The sequence below is a fragment of the Streptomyces sp. CNB091 genome, from assembly GCF_000377965.1.
On the sequence record NZ_KB898991.1, the window covers coordinates 388,117 to 405,665 of the forward strand.

General features: G+C 70.6%; 16 protein-coding genes and 1 pseudogene. 12 read left to right on the forward strand and 5 right to left on the reverse strand.

The genetic code is table 11. The features are described 5' to 3' along the window. The first annotated feature begins 201 nt into the window (after positions 1-201). From D581_RS0105670 to D581_RS0105690, 5 genes are all read left to right on the forward strand, one after another. Positions 202-1,125: an ABC transporter permease gene (locus D581_RS0105670; RefSeq protein ID WP_018956260.1), complete on the forward strand. Its 924-nt coding sequence runs from the start codon at positions 202-204 to the stop codon at positions 1,123-1,125. Next, positions 1,118-2,095 (forward strand): ABC transporter permease, encoded by a 978-nt coding sequence (locus D581_RS0105675; protein WP_018956261.1) that lies wholly within the window; start codon positions 1,118-1,120, stop codon positions 2,093-2,095. Before D581_RS0105670 ends, D581_RS0105675 begins: the two co-directional genes overlap by 8 nt. Positions 2,096-2,108: 13 nt before the next feature. Continuing rightward, positions 2,109-3,086: an ABC transporter ATP-binding protein gene (locus D581_RS0105680; protein ID WP_018956262.1), complete on the forward strand. Its 978-nt coding sequence runs from the start codon at positions 2,109-2,111 to the stop codon at positions 3,084-3,086. Beyond that, positions 3,076-4,350, forward strand: coding sequence for a dipeptide ABC transporter ATP-binding protein (locus tag D581_RS0105685; RefSeq protein ID WP_018956263.1), 1,275 nt, complete (start codon positions 3,076-3,078; stop codon positions 4,348-4,350). The genes D581_RS0105680 and D581_RS0105685 overlap by 11 nt, the downstream gene beginning before the upstream one ends. Positions 4,351-4,637: 287 nt before the next feature. After that, on the forward strand, positions 4,638-5,630 hold the full coding sequence (locus D581_RS0105690; protein WP_018956264.1) for a hypothetical protein: 993 nt from the start codon (positions 4,638-4,640) through the stop codon (positions 5,628-5,630). Positions 5,631-5,671: 41 nt separating this feature from the next. Here D581_RS0105690 and D581_RS0105695 read toward each other — a convergent pair whose 3' ends face one another. Continuing rightward, a complete protein-coding gene (locus tag D581_RS0105695; RefSeq protein ID WP_020679178.1) occupies positions 5,672-7,798 on the reverse strand; it encodes a prolyl oligopeptidase family serine peptidase in 2,127 nt (708 codons plus the stop codon). Between the two features lie 182 nt (positions 7,799-7,980). Between D581_RS0105695 and D581_RS0105700 the strand changes: the two genes are divergently transcribed. The 7 genes and pseudogenes from D581_RS0105700 to D581_RS0105725 all read left to right on the forward strand — a co-directional run bounded on the left by D581_RS0105700 (position 7,981) and on the right by D581_RS0105725 (position 14,298). Next, positions 7,981-8,175, forward strand: coding sequence for a hypothetical protein (locus D581_RS0105700; RefSeq protein WP_026290246.1), 195 nt, complete (start codon positions 7,981-7,983; stop codon positions 8,173-8,175). 91 nt (positions 8,176-8,266) lie between these two features. Then, the gene (mshB, locus tag D581_RS0105705; RefSeq protein WP_018956267.1) at positions 8,267-9,259 is read left to right on the forward strand and encodes an N-acetyl-1-D-myo-inositol-2-amino-2-deoxy-alpha-D-glucopyranoside deacetylase; all 993 of its coding nucleotides are present in this window, start codon (positions 8,267-8,269) and stop codon (positions 9,257-9,259) included. Beyond that, positions 9,256-9,729, forward strand: a complete 474-nt coding sequence (locus D581_RS0105710; RefSeq protein WP_018956268.1) for a DUF6113 family protein — start codon at positions 9,256-9,258, stop codon at positions 9,727-9,729. Before mshB ends, D581_RS0105710 begins: the two co-directional genes overlap by 4 nt. A gap of 175 nt (positions 9,730-9,904) precedes the next feature. Continuing rightward, on the forward strand, positions 9,905-12,121 hold the full coding sequence (locus D581_RS0105715; RefSeq protein ID WP_026290247.1) for a hypothetical protein: 2,217 nt from the start codon (positions 9,905-9,907) through the stop codon (positions 12,119-12,121). A gap of 254 nt (positions 12,122-12,375) precedes the next feature. Then, entirely contained in the window at positions 12,376-12,729 is a 354-nt protein-coding gene (locus tag D581_RS1000000139390) for a type II toxin-antitoxin system RelE/ParE family toxin (protein ID WP_486585809.1), read from the forward strand. Continuing rightward, complete coding sequence (locus D581_RS0105720) at positions 12,726-13,064, forward strand: XRE family transcriptional regulator (protein WP_018956270.1); 339 nt, start codon at positions 12,726-12,728, stop codon at positions 13,062-13,064. Before D581_RS1000000139390 ends, D581_RS0105720 begins: the two co-directional genes overlap by 4 nt. Before the next feature lie 415 nt (positions 13,065-13,479). Next, a pseudogene (locus D581_RS0105725) lies at positions 13,480-14,298 on the forward strand (IS5 family transposase). A gap of 22 nt (positions 14,299-14,320) precedes the next feature. Here D581_RS0105725 and D581_RS1000000140605 read toward each other — a convergent pair. From D581_RS1000000140605 to D581_RS0105745, 4 genes are all read right to left on the reverse strand, one after another. After that, a protein-coding gene (locus D581_RS1000000140605; protein ID WP_106434344.1) for an IS5 family transposase occupies positions 14,321-15,138 on the reverse strand; the annotation gives its coding sequence in 2 pieces (ribosomal slippage) (positions 14,321-14,796 and positions 14,796-15,138; 819 coding nt in all). A gap of 253 nt (positions 15,139-15,391) precedes the next feature. Continuing rightward, positions 15,392-16,036, reverse strand: coding sequence for a hypothetical protein (locus D581_RS0105735; protein WP_018956273.1), 645 nt, complete (start codon positions 16,034-16,036; stop codon positions 15,392-15,394). Positions 16,037-16,142: 106 nt separating this feature from the next. Then, positions 16,143-16,364 (reverse strand): hypothetical protein, encoded by a 222-nt coding sequence (locus tag D581_RS0105740; RefSeq protein WP_018956274.1) that lies wholly within the window; start codon positions 16,362-16,364, stop codon positions 16,143-16,145. A gap of 548 nt (positions 16,365-16,912) precedes the next feature. Further along, complete coding sequence (locus D581_RS0105745; protein ID WP_018956275.1) at positions 16,913-17,443, reverse strand: TetR/AcrR family transcriptional regulator; 531 nt, start codon at positions 17,441-17,443, stop codon at positions 16,913-16,915. Positions 17,444-17,549: the final 106 nt, after the last annotated feature.

Genomic DNA, 17,549 nt, shown 5'->3' on the forward strand with positions numbered 1-17,549 from the left:
GCTGAGCGACGCGGACGGCCGGGACGCCCGACACCAGCGCCCCGGCCGTCCGCGCACCCTGTGCCGGCCGTCCGCGCACCCTGTGCCGTCCGCGCACGCACCCCGTGCCGTCCGTGCACGCACCCTGTGCCGTCCGCGCACCCCCGTGCCGTCCGTGCACCACCTGCCCGGAACCGCTAGACCCGACCCCCGGAGCCCCTCATGGGACGTTATGTGATCCGGCGGCTGCTGCAGATGATCCCCGTCTTCTTCGGCACCACGCTGTTGATCTTCCTCATGGTGAACGTGATGGGCGACCCCATCGCGGGCCTCTGCGGCGACCGCCAGTGCGACCCGGCCACCGCCGCCCAGCTGCGCTCCGAATTCGGCCTCGACAAGCCGGTCTGGCAGCAATACCTCACCTACATGGGCAACGTGTTCACAGGCGACTTCGGCACCGCGTTCAACGGGCAGAAGGTCACCGAGCTGATGGCGACCGCCTTCCCCATCACGATCCGGCTCACCGTCGTCGCGGTCGTCTTCGAGGTCGTCATCGGCATCAGCCTCGGCGTCGTCACCGGACTGCGGCGCGGCCGCCCCGTCGACACCACCGTCCTCATCCTGACGCTGGTCGTCATCGCCGTCCCGACCTTCGTCACCGGGCTGCTGCTCCAGCTCCTCCTGGGCGTCAAGTGGGGCATCATCAAGCCCTCGGTCTCCGCCGACCCCACCTTCGACGAACTGCTCGTCCCCGGACTGGTCCTCGCCTCGGTCTCGCTCGCCTACGTCACCCGGCTCACCCGGACCTCGATCGCCGAGAACGCCCGCGCCGACTACGTACGCACCGCCGTCGCCAAGGGCCTGCCCCGCCGCCGGGTCGTCGTACGGCACCTGCTGCGCAACTCGCTGATCCCCGTCGTCACCTTCATCGGCACCGACGTGGGAGCCCTGATGGGCGGGGCCATCGTCACCGAGCGGATCTTCAACATCCACGGCGTCGGCTACCAGCTCTACCAGGGGATCCTGCGGCAGAACTCCCAGACCGTCGTCGGCTTCGTCACGATCCTCGTCCTCGTCTTCCTGGCCGCCAACCTGATCGTCGACCTCCTGTACGCCGTACTCGACCCGAGGATCCGCTATGCCTGAGCCGCAGTCACCGGACGGAGCGATCTCCCCGGCGGGAGCCGGCGGCCCCACGGACCTCGCCATGGCGGAGGGAGCCAGCCTGGAGAAGAACCCGGCCGGCCCCGACGGCACGGGCCCGGCCGGCAAACCCCGCAGCCTCTGGTCCGACGCCTGGCGCGACCTGCGGCGCAACCCGGTCTTCATCATCTCCGCACTGGTCATCCTCTTCCTGGTGACCATCTCCATCTGGCCCTCGCTCATCGCGAGCGGCGACCCCCTCCAGGCCAACCTGGACGACGCCCAGAAGGGCTCCGAGCCCGGCCACCCCTTCGGCTTCGACCCGCAGGGCCGCGACGTCTACACCCGGGTCGTCCACGGCACCCGCACCTCGGTGACCGTCGGCATCTGCTCCACCCTCGGCGTCGCGATCCTCGGCAGTGTGCTCGGCGGCCTCGCCGGCTTCTTCGGCGGCTGGTGGGACTCGATCCTCTCGCGCCTCACCGACGTCTTCTTCGGCATCCCCGTCGTCCTCGGCGGCCTGGTCTTCCTCTCCGTCGTCACCAGCTCCACCGTCTGGCCCGTCGTCGGCTTCATCGTCCTGCTCGGCTGGCCTCAGATCGCCCGCATCGCCCGCGGCTCGGTCATCACCGCCAAGCAGAACGACTACGTCCAGGCGGCCCGCGCGCTCGGCGCCTCCAACTCCCGCATGATGCTGCGCCACATCACCCCGAACGCCATCGCCCCGGTCATCGTCGTGGCGACCATCGCGCTCGGCACCTACATCTCGCTGGAGGCGACCCTCTCCTTCCTCGGGGTCGGCCTGAAGGACCCGGCCGTCTCCTGGGGCATCGACATCTCCGCCGCCGCCAACTACATCCGCAACGCCCCGCACATGCTGCTCTGGCCCGCCGGAGCGCTGGCGGTCACCGTGCTCGCGTTCATCATGCTCGGCGACGCGGTGCGCGACGCCCTCGACCCCAAGCTGCGCTGAGGAGCCGGTTGCCATGTTGCTCGAAGTGCGCGAACTGCACGTGGAGTTCCACACCCGCGAAGGCGTCGCCAAGGCCGTCAACGGGGTCAACTACTCGGTGGCCGAGGGCGAGACGCTCGCCGTCCTCGGCGAGTCCGGCTCCGGCAAGTCCGTCACCGCCCAGGCGATCATGGGCATCCTCGACATGCCGCCCGGGAAGATCGCCGGCGGGGAGATCCTCTTCAAGGACCAGGACCTGCTGAAGCTCAGGCCGGAGGAGCGGCGGAAGATCCGCGGCCAGGAGATGGCCATGATCTTCCAGGACGCCCTGTCCTCGCTCAACCCGGTCCTCACCGTCGGCGAGCAGCTGGGCGAGATGTTCGTCGTGCACCGCGGCATGTCCCGCAAGGACGCGAAGGCCAGATCGGTCGAGCTGATGGACCGGGTCCGCATCCCGGCGGCCAAGGAACGGGTCGGCAACTACCCGCACCAGTTCTCGGGCGGGATGCGCCAGCGCATCATGATCGCCATGGCGATGGCCCTGGAACCGTCCCTGATCATCGCCGACGAGCCGACCACCGCCCTCGACGTCACCGTCCAGGCCCAGGTCATGGAGCTCCTCGCCGAACTCCAGCGCGAGCTGAACATGGGGCTCATCCTGATCACCCACGACCTCGGCGTCGTCGCCGACGTCGCCGACAAGATCGCCGTCATGTACGCGGGCCGCATCGTCGAGACCGCCCCGGTGCACGACATCTACAAGGCCCCCGCGCACCCGTACACCAAGGGCCTCCTCCAGTCGATCCCGCGCCTGGACCAGAAGGGCCGGGAGCTCTACGCGATCAAGGGCCTGCCCCCCAACCTCACCCGCATCCCGCCCGGCTGCGCCTTCAACCCCCGCTGCCCGCAGGCCCGGGACGTGTGCCGCAGCGACGTGCCGCCGCTCTACCACCCCCACGAGCGGCGCCGGAGCGCCTGCCACTTCTGGAAGGAGACGCTCGATGCACGCTGACCGCGACGAGAGTGCGGGGACCGGCGGCGGCGCGGCCGGCTCCACCTTGCTGTCCACGGCCCGCCAGGACGCCGTCACGCCGTACACGGAGGGCGACCCGATCCTCCAGGTACGCGGCCTCGCCAAGCATTACCCGCTGACCCGGGGCGTCCTCCTCAAGCGGCAGATCGGCGCGGTCCGGGCCGTCGACGGCGTCGACTTCGACCTGTACGCGGGCGAGACGCTGGGCATCGTGGGGGAGTCGGGCTGCGGCAAGTCGACCGTCGCCAAGATGCTCGTCCATCTGGAACGCCCCACCGCCGGCGCGATCCGCTACAAGGGCGAGGACATTGCGAAGCTGTCCGGCCGGGCGCTGAAGGCCGTACGCCGCAACATCCAGATGGTGTTCCAGGACCCCTACACCTCGCTGAACCCGCGGATGACGGTCGGCGACATCATCGGGGAGCCGTACGAGATCCACCCCGAGGTCGCCCCGAAGGGCAGCCGGCGGCAGAAGGTGCAGGACCTGCTGGACGTCGTCGGGCTCAACCCGGAGTACATCAACCGCTATCCGCACCAGTTCTCCGGCGGTCAGCGCCAGCGCATCGGCATCGCCCGGGGGCTCGCCCTCAACCCGGAGATCATCGTCGCCGACGAACCGGTCTCCGCGCTCGACGTGTCCGTCCAGGCGCAGGTCGTCAACCTGCTGGACCGGCTCCAGGCGGAGTTCAGCCTCAGCTTCGTCTTCATCGCCCACGACCTCTCGATCGTCCGGCACATCTCCGACCGGGTCGGCGTGATGTACCTCGGCCGGATCGTGGAGATCGGCTCCGACGCGGAGATCTACGACCACCCCACCCACCCGTACACCCAGGCGCTGCTCTCCGCCGTCCCCGTACCGGACCCGACGGCCCGCGACCACCGGGAGCGGATCATCCTGCACGGAGACGTCCCCTCGCCCGCCAACATCCCCTCGGGCTGCCGCTTCCGCACCCGGTGCTGGAAGGCGCAGGAGCGGTGCGCACTGGAGGTCCCGCTGCTGGCGGTCCCCGCGGAGTTCCGGCACGTCGACACCCCGGCCCGGCACGACTCCGCGTGCCACTTCGCGGAGGAGAAGCGCGTGGTGCCGCCGGAGGGCGAGCGGGAGGCCCCGGGGCCCGCGCGGCCGGGACCGGAGCCCGAGGAGAAGCCGGGGCACGCGGAGCCGGAGCCCGAGGAGAAGCCGGGGCACGCGGAGCCGGAGCCCGAGGAGAAGCCGGGGCGCACCGAGGGCGAAACGTCGTAGGGCCGCGTCAGACGCGTTAACAAGCAGGCAACTCCGCCGTCGCCGCACCGATATACGAACGCCCCATGCTGAACAGCGTACGGCCGTGCGGGTGCCGTGGTCCGGCCGGAGCGTCGTCTCGTCGCTCCGGCCGGTCGCCCGCCGCTGCCGGCCTGGCGCTTCCGGCCCGCCCCCGTACCGCCCCGGCCTGTCCCCTGTGCGGGCTTGTTCATCCGTTCGGGGCAATGGAGTATCACCGGGTGACACTTACACGGGGAGCAAGAATCACCGGCGCCGTTCTGTGCGCGGTGCCGGCACTACTCATCATCGCCTGGCTGGTGCGGGACATCCGGGCCGCCGAAGGGCCGCTGGCGGTCTGGGAGGACTGGTCGGGCACCGCGGACCCCCGGGACGCGCTGCGGACGGCCACCTCGTCCACCAGCCTCGTCCTGCTGGTGGCCTACGCCGCCGCCGCTGTGGCGGCACTCCGGTCCGCCTCCGCCGCTTCGGTCCTGATCGTCACCGGCGTCGTCACCTTCGCCCTGCGGCTGCCCGGTGTCTGGACCAGCGGAGACGCCTCGGCCCCGGAGGACCTCCGCGACCGGGCGCTGCTCACGACGTACGTCGCCCTGGCGGCCGGGCTCGGCCTGATCGTCGCGGGGGTGGCGGGCCGACGCCCGGCGCCGGAGGGTGCGGAGCGCCCCGTCGGGCCGGGGCGCGGCGCGGGGGTGGCAGCCTTCCTGCTCCTGGGCCTCCAGGCGTTGATCGTCGCCGCCTGGGAGATCCGGCAGCCGTTCGTCTTCCCGTCCGATTTCTATCCCGGGTGGTTCATCGGCGGGGGACCTCTGACCGTCCCGCTGACCGAGGGGCCTCCCGGCTGGGTCTCCGTGACGCACGTCCTGATGTTCCTGGTGGCGGCCGTCGGCGCGGTCGCCGGTGCGGCCCACGCGCGCCCGCTCGGCCTGATCGCGGGCGGGTTCGTGCTCTCCTCCGGCGTGCTGGGCACGGCGCGCATCATCCATTACGAGATGTACGAGCACTTCCTCGACGCGGACATCGAGGCGCAGCTGAACATGCTGACCTCTTTCTCCGCGCTCCTCGCCGGACCCCTCGTGCTCCTCGTCCTCGCCCGCAAGGGCGTCGGGCGGACCCCCGCCGGTGGCGCCCCGGGCCCGTGGGGCGGCAGCGGACCGTGGGGCGTCCAGCCCCCCGGCTACCCGCCCTCGCAGGCGGTTCCCGGTCAGCAGCCGCCCGCCCCCGGCTTCGGGCCCCCGCCCTCCTCCCCGCCGCCCCGCTGGTGAGCGGGTGACGGGGAGGAGGGGCCGGCCCGGCCGGGCGCCGCTCAGGCTCCGGTCAGCCCCAACGACCGCTTGAGGAAGTCCACCTGGAGCAGGAGCAGGTTCTCCGCGACCTGCTCCTGCGGCGTCATGTGCGTCACCCCGCTCAGCGGAAGCACCTCGTGCGGACGCCCGGCCGCCAGCAGTGCCGAGGACAGCCGCAGGGCGTGGGCGACCACCACGTTGTCGTCGGCCAGGCCGTGCACGATCATCATCGGCCGGACCTCGTCGGCGGGCTCGGAGAGACCGTCGTCGGTGAGCAGCGAGTTGTACGCGTACACCTCGGGCTGCGTCGCAGGGTCGCCGAGATAGCGCTCGGTGTAGTGGGTGTCGTACAGCCGCTGGTCCGTCACCGGAGCGCCCACCACCGCCGCGTGGAAGACGTCGGGCCGCCGCAGCACCGCGAGCCCCGCCAGATACCCGCCGAAGGACCAGCCGCGGATCGCCACCCGGGACAGGTCGAGCGGGAACCGCCCGGCGAGCCCGTGCAACGCCTCGACCTGGTCCTCCATCGTCATCACGAGGTTGTCCCGCACCGCCTTCTCCCAGGCCGGCGAGCGGCCCGGCGCGCCCCGCCCGTCCGCCACGACCACCGCGAAGCCCTGGTCCGCGAACCACTGCGAGGTCAGATGCGCGTTGTGGGCGGCGACCACCCGGCGGCCGTGCGGACCGCCGTACGGGTCCATCAGGACCGGAAGGGGACCATCCGCCTCCTGGTAGTCCGAGGGGAGCAGCACGGCGCACGGAATCCGCCGTGCGCCCCCCTCGGTGAGCGTCACGCGGGCGGCGAGCACCGGCTCCTGGGCGAAACTCGGGATCCGGGTCAGCCGCTTGCCGTCCCGCACCACCCACGCGGCGGCCCCGGGCTCCTCGGGAACGGCCGAGACCAGGACCGCGAGACCGCCCGAGCGGACCGCGGAGTGCACCCCCACCCCTTCGGAAATCCGCTCGATTCCCAGCTCGTTCACCCGGTACACGTGGATCTGCCCGATCTCCGGCTCGACCGCGTCCTCACCGGCCACCGCCGAGACCAGGATGTCGGACTCCCCGATGTCCAGCACCGACTGGACGTGCAGCTGCGACCCGGTGAGCAGCCGGTCCCCGACCGCCAGCACCCGCGCGCCGCCCTCGTCGACGATCCGCACGAGCCGCCCGTCCGGGGCCCAGGCGGGCACCCCGGGGAAAAGATCCAGCCACACCGGGTCCTCGTCGACATGCACGATCCGGGTCGCACCGGTCTCCGTGTCCACCGCCAGATACCGCTGACTGCGCTGGTCCCGGGCCTGCACCAGCAGCAGCGGAGCACCCGCGGACGACCAGTGCACCTGGGCCAGGTACGGGAACGCGACCCGGTCCCAGACCACTTCGGTACGGGACCCCTCCAGGTCCATGACGAAGAGCCCCACCTCGGCGTTGGGCGTGCCCGCCGCCGGGTAGGCGATCTCGGCGGGCTTGCGCTCGGGGTGCGCGGGATCCGCGATGTACCACCGCTGTACGGGGCTGTCGTCGGCCCGCGCGACCAGCAGCCGGTCCGACTCCGGCGACCACCAGAAACCCCGGTAGCGGTGCATCTCCTCGGCCGCGATGAACTCGGCCAGACCGTAGGTGACATGGGAGTTCTCCGGCTCGGCCAGCGCCCGGTCGCCCTCGCCCCCCGCGCCCACGACCCGCAGCGCGCCCTTGGCCACGTACGCGATGTGCCGGCCGTCGGGGGACGGCCGGGGGTCGATCACCGGGCCCGGCACCGGCAGCGCCCGCGCGGTGCCGGCCCGCAGCTCGGCCACGTACACCTTTCCGGACAGGGCGAACGCGGCCAACTCCGCGGCCGCGTCCACCGCGTAGGAGACGATGCCCGACGAACCCTCCCGGGTCCGCTCGCGCCGGGCCCGCTCCTGCGCCGACAGCTTCTCCGCCGCACCGCCCAGCAGGACTTCGGGATCGGCGGCGATCCGCTCCTCGCCGGTCGCCGGGTCGAGGACCCAGAGGCGGGTGGAGCGGTCCGTTCCGGACATCGAGCGGAGGAAGATCACGCGCGTCTCATCCGGTGAGACGGTGAAGGCGCGAGGTGCGCCCAGAGTGAAGCGCTGGGTCCGTGCTTGCTGGCGGGGAAAGGACAGCTTCTGCGAGGTCATGACCCCGAACCTAGCTCCGAACTCCGCTGTGCGGTGCGGTTCGTGCGCCCCTCGTGCTGCTGTGCCCCGATCAATGCGTTGGCACGGATAGTTATGATCCGTAGCGCTAGGTGGGTAGGAACCTGCTGACTTCGCGTACCCCCGTTTTGACCGTCCGAACGTACCGATGGAGGTGAACCGCCGTGGCGCTCTCGATTTCGGCGGTAGTGCTGCTGGCGATCATCGTCTTCCTGCTGATCCGGAAATCCGGACTGAAGGGAGGGCACGCGGTGGTCTGCATGCTGCTCGGGTTCTACATCGCGAGCTCGTCGGTCGCACCGACCATCTCCGATCTGACGTCCAACGTGGCGGGGATGATCAGCAGCATCAAGTTCTGACCGCGCGCCGGGGGCGGGCCGGGGGGTCGAGGAGGCGCGGGGCACGGGGCGCGGAGGCACGGGGGGCCTCCGGGCTCGTAGGGTGGTCCCCATGAAGGACCTCCCCGCCCGCCGTCTGCTGCTGGTGCACGCGCATCCCGACGACGAGTCGATCAACAACGGCGCCACCATGGCCAGGTACGCGGCCGAGGGCGCCCACGTCACCCTGGTGACGTGCACGCTCGGCGAGGAGGGCGAGGTCATCCCGCCCGCGCTCGCCCGCCTCACCGCCGACCGGGACGACGCGCTGGGTTCCCACCGCGTCGGCGAGCTGGCCGCGGCGATGAAGGAGCTCGGCGTCGACGACCACCGCTTCCTCGGCGGGGCCGGCCGCTACCGGGACTCCGGAATGATGGGCGCCGAGCAGAACGGCCGCCCCGGCTCCTTCTGGTCCACCCCGGTGGACGAGGCGGCGGCCCACCTCGTCGAGGTGATCCGCGAGGTCCGCCCCCAGGTCCTGGTCACCTACGACCCGGACGGGGGCTACGGCCACCCCGACCACATCCAGGCCCACCGCGTCGCGATGCGCGCCGCCGACCTGGCCGCCGACCCGGCGTACGGTACCGACGCGCCGCACGCCGTCGCGAAGATCTACTGGAACCGGGTGGAGCGCGCCGTGGCCGAGGCCGGCTTCGAGCGGCTGCGCACCACCGCCCCCGGGACCTTCCCCGGCATCGCCTCCGTGGACGACGTCCCGGGCGTCACCGAGGGGGAGCGGATCACCGCGGAGATCGACGGATCGGCGTACGCCGGGGCCAAGTCGGCGGCGATGCGCGCCCACGCCACCCAGATCGCGGTCGACGGCCCGTTCTTCGCCCTCTCCAACGACCTCGGTCAGCCCCTGCTGACGACCGAGTACTACCAACTGGCGCGGGGCGTACCGGGCGTGCCCGAGGGGATGCGCGAGAGCGACCTCTTCGCAGGCCTGCCGCCCGCCACGGACGTGACGGGAGCCACAGGCGTAAGGGACGCCGCGGGAGTCACGGACGCCGCGGGAGCCACGGACGTAACGGACGCCGCGGGCGCGACGGGAGGCACCGCGTGAGCGGGAACCCGGGCAAGGGCCGTGTCCGCGCCGGCTCCTCCCACGCGCCACGGCGGAACGCACCGCCCAGGGAGCCCGAGCCCACCGGTTTCGCCGCCCGGCCGAACCCGGCCCGGATCGCCGCCTACTCGGGCCTCGTCGTCCTCGGCGTCCTGGTCGGGATCGCCGGCGCACTCGTCCAAGCCGCGTGGTTCCCGGGCGGGTTGATCATCGCGCTGGCGGCCGCCGCGGGCCTCTTCTACGGCGGCCGGATCCTGACCCGTACCCAGATCGGCGCGCTCGCCCCGGCGGGGGGCTGGTTCGTCACGGTCTTCCTCCTGCTGAGCGGGCGGCCGGAGGGCGACTACGTCTTCGGCGACGAACTCGGCCTGGTGCTGTTCATGCTCGGCGGGACGGCCGTCGCTGTGATGTGCGCCACCACCTCCAAAGTGCCGCAATCAGCCATCCGCGACGGCCGGTCCGGTACGTGAAGTGCCAAGTCCGGGTCGGGAAAGGCCCCCACAGGTGTGATGCACGGGTGGCGGTTTCACCCGGTCGTGGAGTGTCCGACGGCGACGGCCAGTATGGTGGTGCGCGCGCCGAGCCGTCCCCTGGCCTGCGGCATGGGGGAAGTACGGGCGGCGGAGCCAATCGGGAGAACCTGCTTTGAGTCGTGAAACTGACAGTTCGTCCTCCGGGCCCCAGGGCCGCGGCGGAGCCGCGTATCCCTCGGGTACGCCGCCGTACGGATCCCGCCAGTATCCGTCGCTCCACCCGTCGCAGGACGGCTCTGACGAGAACCCGGAATCCGTGGCTCCGCCCCGGCCCGAGGAACCGAAGACCGAGACGACGCTGACGACGCGCATCCGGATCAACATCCCCGGGTCGCGTCCCATCCCGCCGGTCGTGATGCGTACGCCGATGGCGGAGAGCGACATCTCCGGCGGCCGTTCCGACGCGGAGCGCACCGGCGCCACCCCGCGCCCCGGCACGCCGCCGCCCGCCCCCGGGCCCGCGGACCGTTCCGCGGGCCCGAACGGCGCGTCGGCCGCGGACCGGCCCCGGGACGGCGGCCCCGCCACCGACCCGGCACCCGGCGAGAAGCCGGCCCGGGAGAAGAGCGGCAGCGACTGGTTCGCCCCGCGCAAGGGCCCGGCCACCGGGCCGGGAGCAGCCGCTCAGGGCACCGGTGCGCCCGGCGCCCCCGGCGGCGCTCCTTCCGGCCCCGGCGGCGCCCAGGGTCCCGGCGCGGGCGGCCCCGGCGGCCCGAGCGCGGGTGGGGGCGCCGGGCGCACCGGTGGCCCCGGTGGTGGGTCCGACGGTGACGCGGGCCGCTCGCGCCCCGACCTGCCGTACTTCTCGGACGCCCCGCAGCCCGGCGGCGGACCGGGCACACCCGGCCCCGGCCCCGGCCGCAGCGCGCTCGACAGCTACGGCACGGAGCCCCCCGGCGGAGGCCCGCGCTCCACCCCCGGCCTAGGGGTGCGTCCGCCCGGTCCGTCCGGCCCCACCACGGGACCGGCCACCGGCAGCTCCTCCCTCACGCCGAACCTCGACGGCGTACGCGGCCCCGGCGGCCCCGGCGGTCCCGGCCCGATGGTCCCGGGTGTCCCCAGCGGTCCCGGCCCGATGGTCCCGGGTGGCCCCGGCGGCGTACCGCCCCGGATGTCCGACGACACCGCGATCCTCACGCCGCAGCCCCCGGCGCCCGAGCCCGGCCCCGGCCATGTCTCGGGCGACACGTTGACCAGCGGCATCCCCGTGGTGCCCAGCGAGCCCCGGGTCGCGTTCCCGGGGGGCCCCGGCACCCCCGGCGGCCCGGTGGCCGGCGGACCTCCGGGCGGCCTCGGCGGTCCGGGCGGATCCGGTGTTCCCACGCCCGGCCCCGCCGCCCCGCGTCCCGCGTCCCAGGCCGCCGCCCCCGCCCCCGCGAAGAAGGGCCGCTCCAAGCTGGTCCTCCTCGGGGTGGCCGCGGTCGTGCTGCTCGGCATCGCGTACGGGGCGGGCCTCCTGCTGAACCACTCCGAGGTCCCCAAGGGCACCACGGTGCTCGGCGTCGACATCGGCGGCGGCACGAAGGAGGAGGCGGTCACCAAGCTCGAAGCCGCCCTCGGCGAGCGGGCCAAGAAGCCCCTGACGCTGTCGGTGGACGGCAAGGAGGAGAAGCTCGACCCCGAGAAGGCCGGTCTCACCCTGGACAGCCAGGAGACCGTGCGCGGCGCGGCGGGCAGCGACTACAACCCCGTCTCCGTGATCGGTTCGCTGTTCGGCGGGGAACGTCCCGCCGACCCGGTGATCCCGGTCGACGAGGAGAAGCTCGGCGTGGCCCTCTCCGACCTGGCCGGCGCTTCCGGCTCGGCCAGTGACGGCACGATCCGCTTCGAGCCCGACAAGGCCGTGGCGGTGCCGGGCAAGCCGGGCAGGACACTGGACGCCGGCCAGTCCCTGATCTCGGTCCGGGACGCCTACCGCGCCCAGGTGCAGACCGGGCAGGCCCGGCTGGTCGAACTCCCCGTCACCACCAGCGAGCCCACCATCACCAAGGCCGAACTGGACCGGGCGATGAAGGAGTTCGCCGAGCCCGCCATGTCCGGCCTGATCACGATCAAGGCCGGCCCCAAGGAGATCCAGTTCGGCCCGACCCGGTCGCTGCCGCAGATCCTCTCCATGAAGCCGGTGGACGGCCGGCTGGTCGACGTCTACGACAAGCAGGCGATCGACAGGCTCCTGGACGGCGTCTTCGACGGCATCATGGCGGTCAAGGGCGACGGCAAGAAGCACCAGGTCGGCGCGGACGACGTGGCCCAGGCGATGAAGACCGCCCTGACCGGGAAGACCCCCGCCGAGCGCACGGTCACCATCGACCTGACCGGCCAGGGCTGACGCCCGGACCGGACAGCCGCTCCACCCCTCCGCCCCCGCCCGGGAACGTATCCGGCCGGGGGCGGAGCCGTCGGCCCCGACGCCTGTGACGGCACGGGACCACGGTCGCGGACGACCCCACGGCGACGATCACGGTCCTGTCGCACGGAGCGGTGGCGCTTCACACGCAGAGGCAGCCCGCTCGGAGCGACAGCCGAGTATCACACCTGTATGTGATCTCGCGGTTGGCTGGAGAGTAATTGCAATACAGGGTCATCGTGGTGGAGCCGGTGAGGAGCTGGTTGCATCAATTGCGCGAACGTGACCGAGACACGCTGATTCAGGTCGCGGCAGCCATTGATGTCCTCCAACCGGAAGGGCCTTTCCTCGGCCGCCCGCTGGTCGATCGCATCACTGGCTCGTCGTTGTCGAATCTGAAGGAGTTGCGGCCGGGATCGTCGGGTGCCAGCGAGGTGAGGGTGCTCTTCGTGTTCGATCCGGCGCGTAATGCGGTAACCCTTGTGGGTGGCGATAAATCAGGCCAGTGGTCTGGGTGGTACCGGACGGCGACCAAGGAAGCGGAAGCCGCTTACATGGCTTACGCGGCAGGCAGAGATGAGGAGTCATGAGAGCTGAATCGAAAGCGGCCGTTGCCGTCGACTGGGATGACCTCAAGGGTGAGTTCGACTTCACCGCCGAAGAGGTCGAGAGAGTTGAGCAGCGTACTGCTGTGCTGCTGTCAGAAATGAGGGCGTACCGCCTCGCGGAGGTGCGCAAGCGCCAGCAGATGACTCAGACGGCGGTGGCCAGGGTTCTCGGCGTTACTCAGGGACGTGTCTCGGCCATAGAGAAGGGTGCGATCAGTCGATCCGAGGTCGAGACTCTCGCCGCGTATGTCGCGGCGCTGGGCGGCGAGTTGAAGCTGGTGGCTGATTTCGGGGATGAGACGTTGGTCCTGGGGTGAAGCAACGAGTCGGGCGAACAGTTGGGGATTTCCGCAGCCGGTTGGTTACTGCCCAGATCTTCGTGCGCAATCCGGCCACGTCTATGAGCGTGCCCTCAGTAGGCTCCAGGCGGGAAGTATCTGTTCCGCGCTCTCGACCCTCCTGGTGAGGTCGCGATCATCACGGTGGGCGTGACCTCATCGTGGTCCGAGGATTTCCGCGTATTAAGCTTGATATGGTCGCTCGGAGAGGAACTTGGGTTCCACTATTGCGTTGAGGAACTCAGTGCGACTGATATCCCACTCTGTGCCGTGGCGCCGCAACACGGTATGGATGGCTCTGTGCGCGGAGTGGAGACCGGGATGTGTTCCGCTGCCCTTGCATGTAAGAGGTCATCTCACGTGGCGTGAGGGTGGTGCGGCATGATGTCGACTTGTGAGTGTTGATCTTTCGAGTCGGCTGGTGCCGGACGGGTAGTGGGAGCCGACCGCTCCGTTGCTGCCGGGGTTCAAGTCCCGGCCGCAGGGCGGGGGAGCGGCTCCGGTGGACGAGCGTGCGGCATTCGCCGCCGTGGTGATCGTGCTGACCAGTGGGTGCGGCTGGCAGATGCTGCCAGGGGACTTCGGGGTCTCACCGGCCACCGCCCACCGCCGTTTCACGGCCTGGACCGAGGCGGGGGTGTGGCGACGGCTGCACCGGGCGGTACTGGACGAGCTCGGTGCCCGGGGCGAAATCGACTGGACCTCGGCCATCGTGGACGCGGCGAGCGTGCGCGCGAAACAAAGGGGCTCGCTGACCGGGCCGAACCCGGTCGACCGGGGCAAGAAGGGCAGCAAACTGCACGTTCTGTCCGATGCTCGGGGCCTGCCACTGGTCGTCGCCGCGTCGGGAGCCAACGTCCACGACACCAACGCCCCGCGCCCGTTGATCAGCGGCATACCCGCGGTCCGTTCCCGGCGCGGACCCCGCCGCCGGAAGCCCGGAAAACTCCGGGCCGACAAGGCGTACCACTCCGCCGCACACCGCAGGTGGTTCCGGATGCACGGCATCGTCCCGCGCATCGCCCGGCCCGGCGTCGAAAGCGGCGAACGCCTGGGCCGTCGCCGCTGGAAGATCGAGCGCACCATCGCCTGGCTCTTCGGCTACCGCCGCCTCACCGTGCGATACGAACGAAAGGGGAACCACTTCCTTGCCTTCCTCGGTTTCGCAGCCGCCCTGACCCGCTACAAGAAACTGGCGAAACTCACCACGTGAGATGACCTCTTAAGACCGTGTCCTACGTGGTGAGGCGGATGAGTCGCTTGTAGCAGCAGAGGGCGGCGGCGAGGCCGAGAAAGGCCAGGTAGTTGCGGGGATTTCGTTCGTAGCGGTGGTTGAGCCGACGGTAGCCCGTGAGCCAGGACATGGTGCGCTCGATGACCCACCTGCGTCGGCCCAGTCGTTCGCTGGACTCGATGCCCTTGCGTGCGATGCGGACGCCAATGCGCTTGCCGCGAAGCCATTTGCGCAGGTGAGGAACATCGTACGCCTTGTCGGCGTGAAGACGCTGAGGCTTGAAGTGCCGGCCGCGGTGTGGGTCGTGTCTCGTTTGGTGACCGGCGACCATGGGTTTCAGCGCGAGGCTGTCGTGGACGTTGGCCGCAGAGACACCGACGACCAGGGGCAGTCCGTTCGCGTCCGACAGGACGTGCATCTTGGAGCCCGGCTTGCCCCGGTCCACGGGGCTCGGACCTGTGTGTTCGCCCCCTTTTTAGCGCGCACGTGGGCGGAGTCGAGGACCGCACGCGACAGGTCGAGCAGGCTGGCGTCGTAGAGCCGGTGCACGATCTCCTCGTGCAGTCGGCCCCACACGCCGGCCCGCGACCAGATCACGAACCTGCGATGGGCCGTCGACTTCGATATCCCGAAGCATGGCGGCAACGCGCGCCAGGCACAGCCGCTGACCAGCACGTAGACGATGGCCGCGAACACCGTCTCATCAGGCGTGTCCTGCGTGCCGCCACCCTGCGGCCGCACCTTCGACGGCGGGATCAACGGCTTCGCGATCTCCCACAATCCGTCCGGAACAATCCAACACCACGTACCCCGCCCCATGATCAGCCCAACGACCGCCTCACCACGTAGGACACGGCCTAAGTGAATAGAAGGCCGCCTGCGCGTCACCCAACAGCTAATCGATCTTCCACGCCAACAGGCCTCGAACTCGATCGCTCCCAAGGTCGTTAGTTCAGAGAAGGCGAGCAGCACATCGTCTGGCGGCGCATGGGCACCCACAACGTCCTCACCAGCCCGTGATCCACCAGCGCGGCGTTCCAGCCTGCGTACTGGTCGGCCGCCGCGCGCCACGTCACCGGCGCAGGGAGTAGCGGAGCAGACGTCGGCGTGCATCGCCCTCGGGCAACCCGAGACCTGGACCAATCGCAGTTCCAGACCTCGCGTCAGCCTCAGCCCCGTACGCTGCCGCATCGCCGATTTCCGCGATGACGTGCTCCAGTCGGTTGATCGCCCGTAGCGCAGCCAGCGGCGCGTCGCCCGCGAGCCTGTCAAGCTCCTGCTCGACCTGGTCCAGGAGCGCAACGAGCACGTCGGGAACCGGGACTGCGCGGGCTTCGACGTCGGCGATGTGTCGGGCCCAGTCGTCCCTGAGCTGCCTGGTGTCGTAGAGGTGCGGGGCGTTCTGGTCTACCTCCTCCCAGGTGAGCGGGTAGCTGGTCTCGCCGCGCCAGCCGCACGAGCACGCTCCGCGAAGGCTGGTCGCCAACGGCCTGCGAAGTTCGCCCGAGTAGATCCACCAGTCGTTGCTCTCGTGGAAGTTCGCGCCGCTGCCTCCGTCGAGCAGCACCGTTGCCGGTTCGCTCCCGTCGGTCAGGAGCGCTCCCGGCCGCCCCTGATGCGCCTCGCCGAATTCCATGGTCTTCCACATGAACTGCTCCATTTCCGATTGCAAGCGGATCCTGTTCTCCGACGATGCCGGAGCCAGCAGGTCGGGCACCGGCGAACTCACGAACCGGTGAACCAGACGACCTGACCGTCTGCCTGTCGGCCGGCCCGCCGGGCAGCGGCGGGCCGACGCCGGGGGCCGCTCCTGACGATGCGAGTCAGCGCCGGTTCTGCAGCCGGGAGTCCTTGTGGAACCGGGCAATTCCCACTCGAGGCTCCGGGCGAAAGAGACTGTCGAAATCCGCCGCGCCCTGACCAAAGCCAATGCCGACGTCCACCTGCCCAACCTCGCCAGCGCCATCCACACCCTCTCCCTCGACCCTGGTGAGATGGGCCGACGCGAAATGGGTCTGGCCGCAGTCCGCGAAGCTGTCAGTCACTACCGCGTTCTGGCCAACGCCAACCCGCACCTCTTTGGGCCAGCTCTGCAGCAGTCCCTGGACGTGACTGCCTGGCTAGAAGGTCTCGAACCGTAAGCCCAAGGTCGGGTCGCCATAGGGCAGCGACCAACGCGGCGGTCGTCATTACGGCGTGATAATCCTGAGCCGGGGTGGGTAGGGGCGTCGATGCTGCGCACATCCCATGCATTTACCGGTCTCCCCGGCTCGCTCGCCTCCGCTGACTCCCTCAGATCCCCGCGGTGGATGCCAGTACCTCCTTCAGCGGAGGAGAGGCAGTGGAACGCACCGTGGTCAACGTGGTGCTTGCCACCCGAGGCCGTATTGCTGTTCCGCCACGACCCGAGGTTGGGGGAACGACGCCAGCAACAACGGATGGTCCACCATCCACTACAACACCCTCGGCTCTGGATGGGGCTACCGCGCGGCCAGCGGAATCGTCAACGTGAACTAGGTCGCAGTTGTCCGCCCCGCTAGGTGGTGTCTTCAAATGATCTTGCGTGGTGGATTCAGCGTCGGGTGGTATGTCGTCACGAGCCGTCGGATGCCGGAGTAGCGGGGCCGAACAGTTCGTCCAGGTGGTGGCGCAGGACAAGCAGGGCTGCTTTACCGGTGCGCTGGCCGCCCAGCACGCTGGAGCCGAGGCCGTTGACCATGGCCATCAGTCCGGCCGCCACCATGGCGGGATCCTTCTCGGGGCCGACAGCGCCGGCTTCCTGCGCCAGTCGGAGCTGTTCGGCGAGGAAGCCTTCCAGCAGGGCGGGTTGGGGGGTGGCGTGTTCTTCCAGCGAGCTGTCTCCGAGGACGAGCACGTAGTAGGCGGCGTAGATCCGGGTGATCCGATGGCTTTCCTCGTCGGTCGGCAGGACGCTGGAGAGGACGGCGGTGACCGTGGAGCGTGGTCGTGGCGGAGACCCCGCCTCGCGGATCCACCGGTCCATACGGGCCTGGAGCTGGGCGCCCAGCCGGGCGAGGGCGTCCAGCACCAGGGCTTGCTTGGTCGTGAAGTAGTACTGCACCAGCCGCAGGGAGACGCCCGCCTCGGTGGCGACCGCCCGCATGCTCACCGACTGGAGCCCCTCGGTGGCGGCGATACGCAGCAGAGCCTCCGCGATCTGTTTCCTGCGTTCCTCGTGATCGACGCGCGCGGCGATGGTCCGGCCTCCC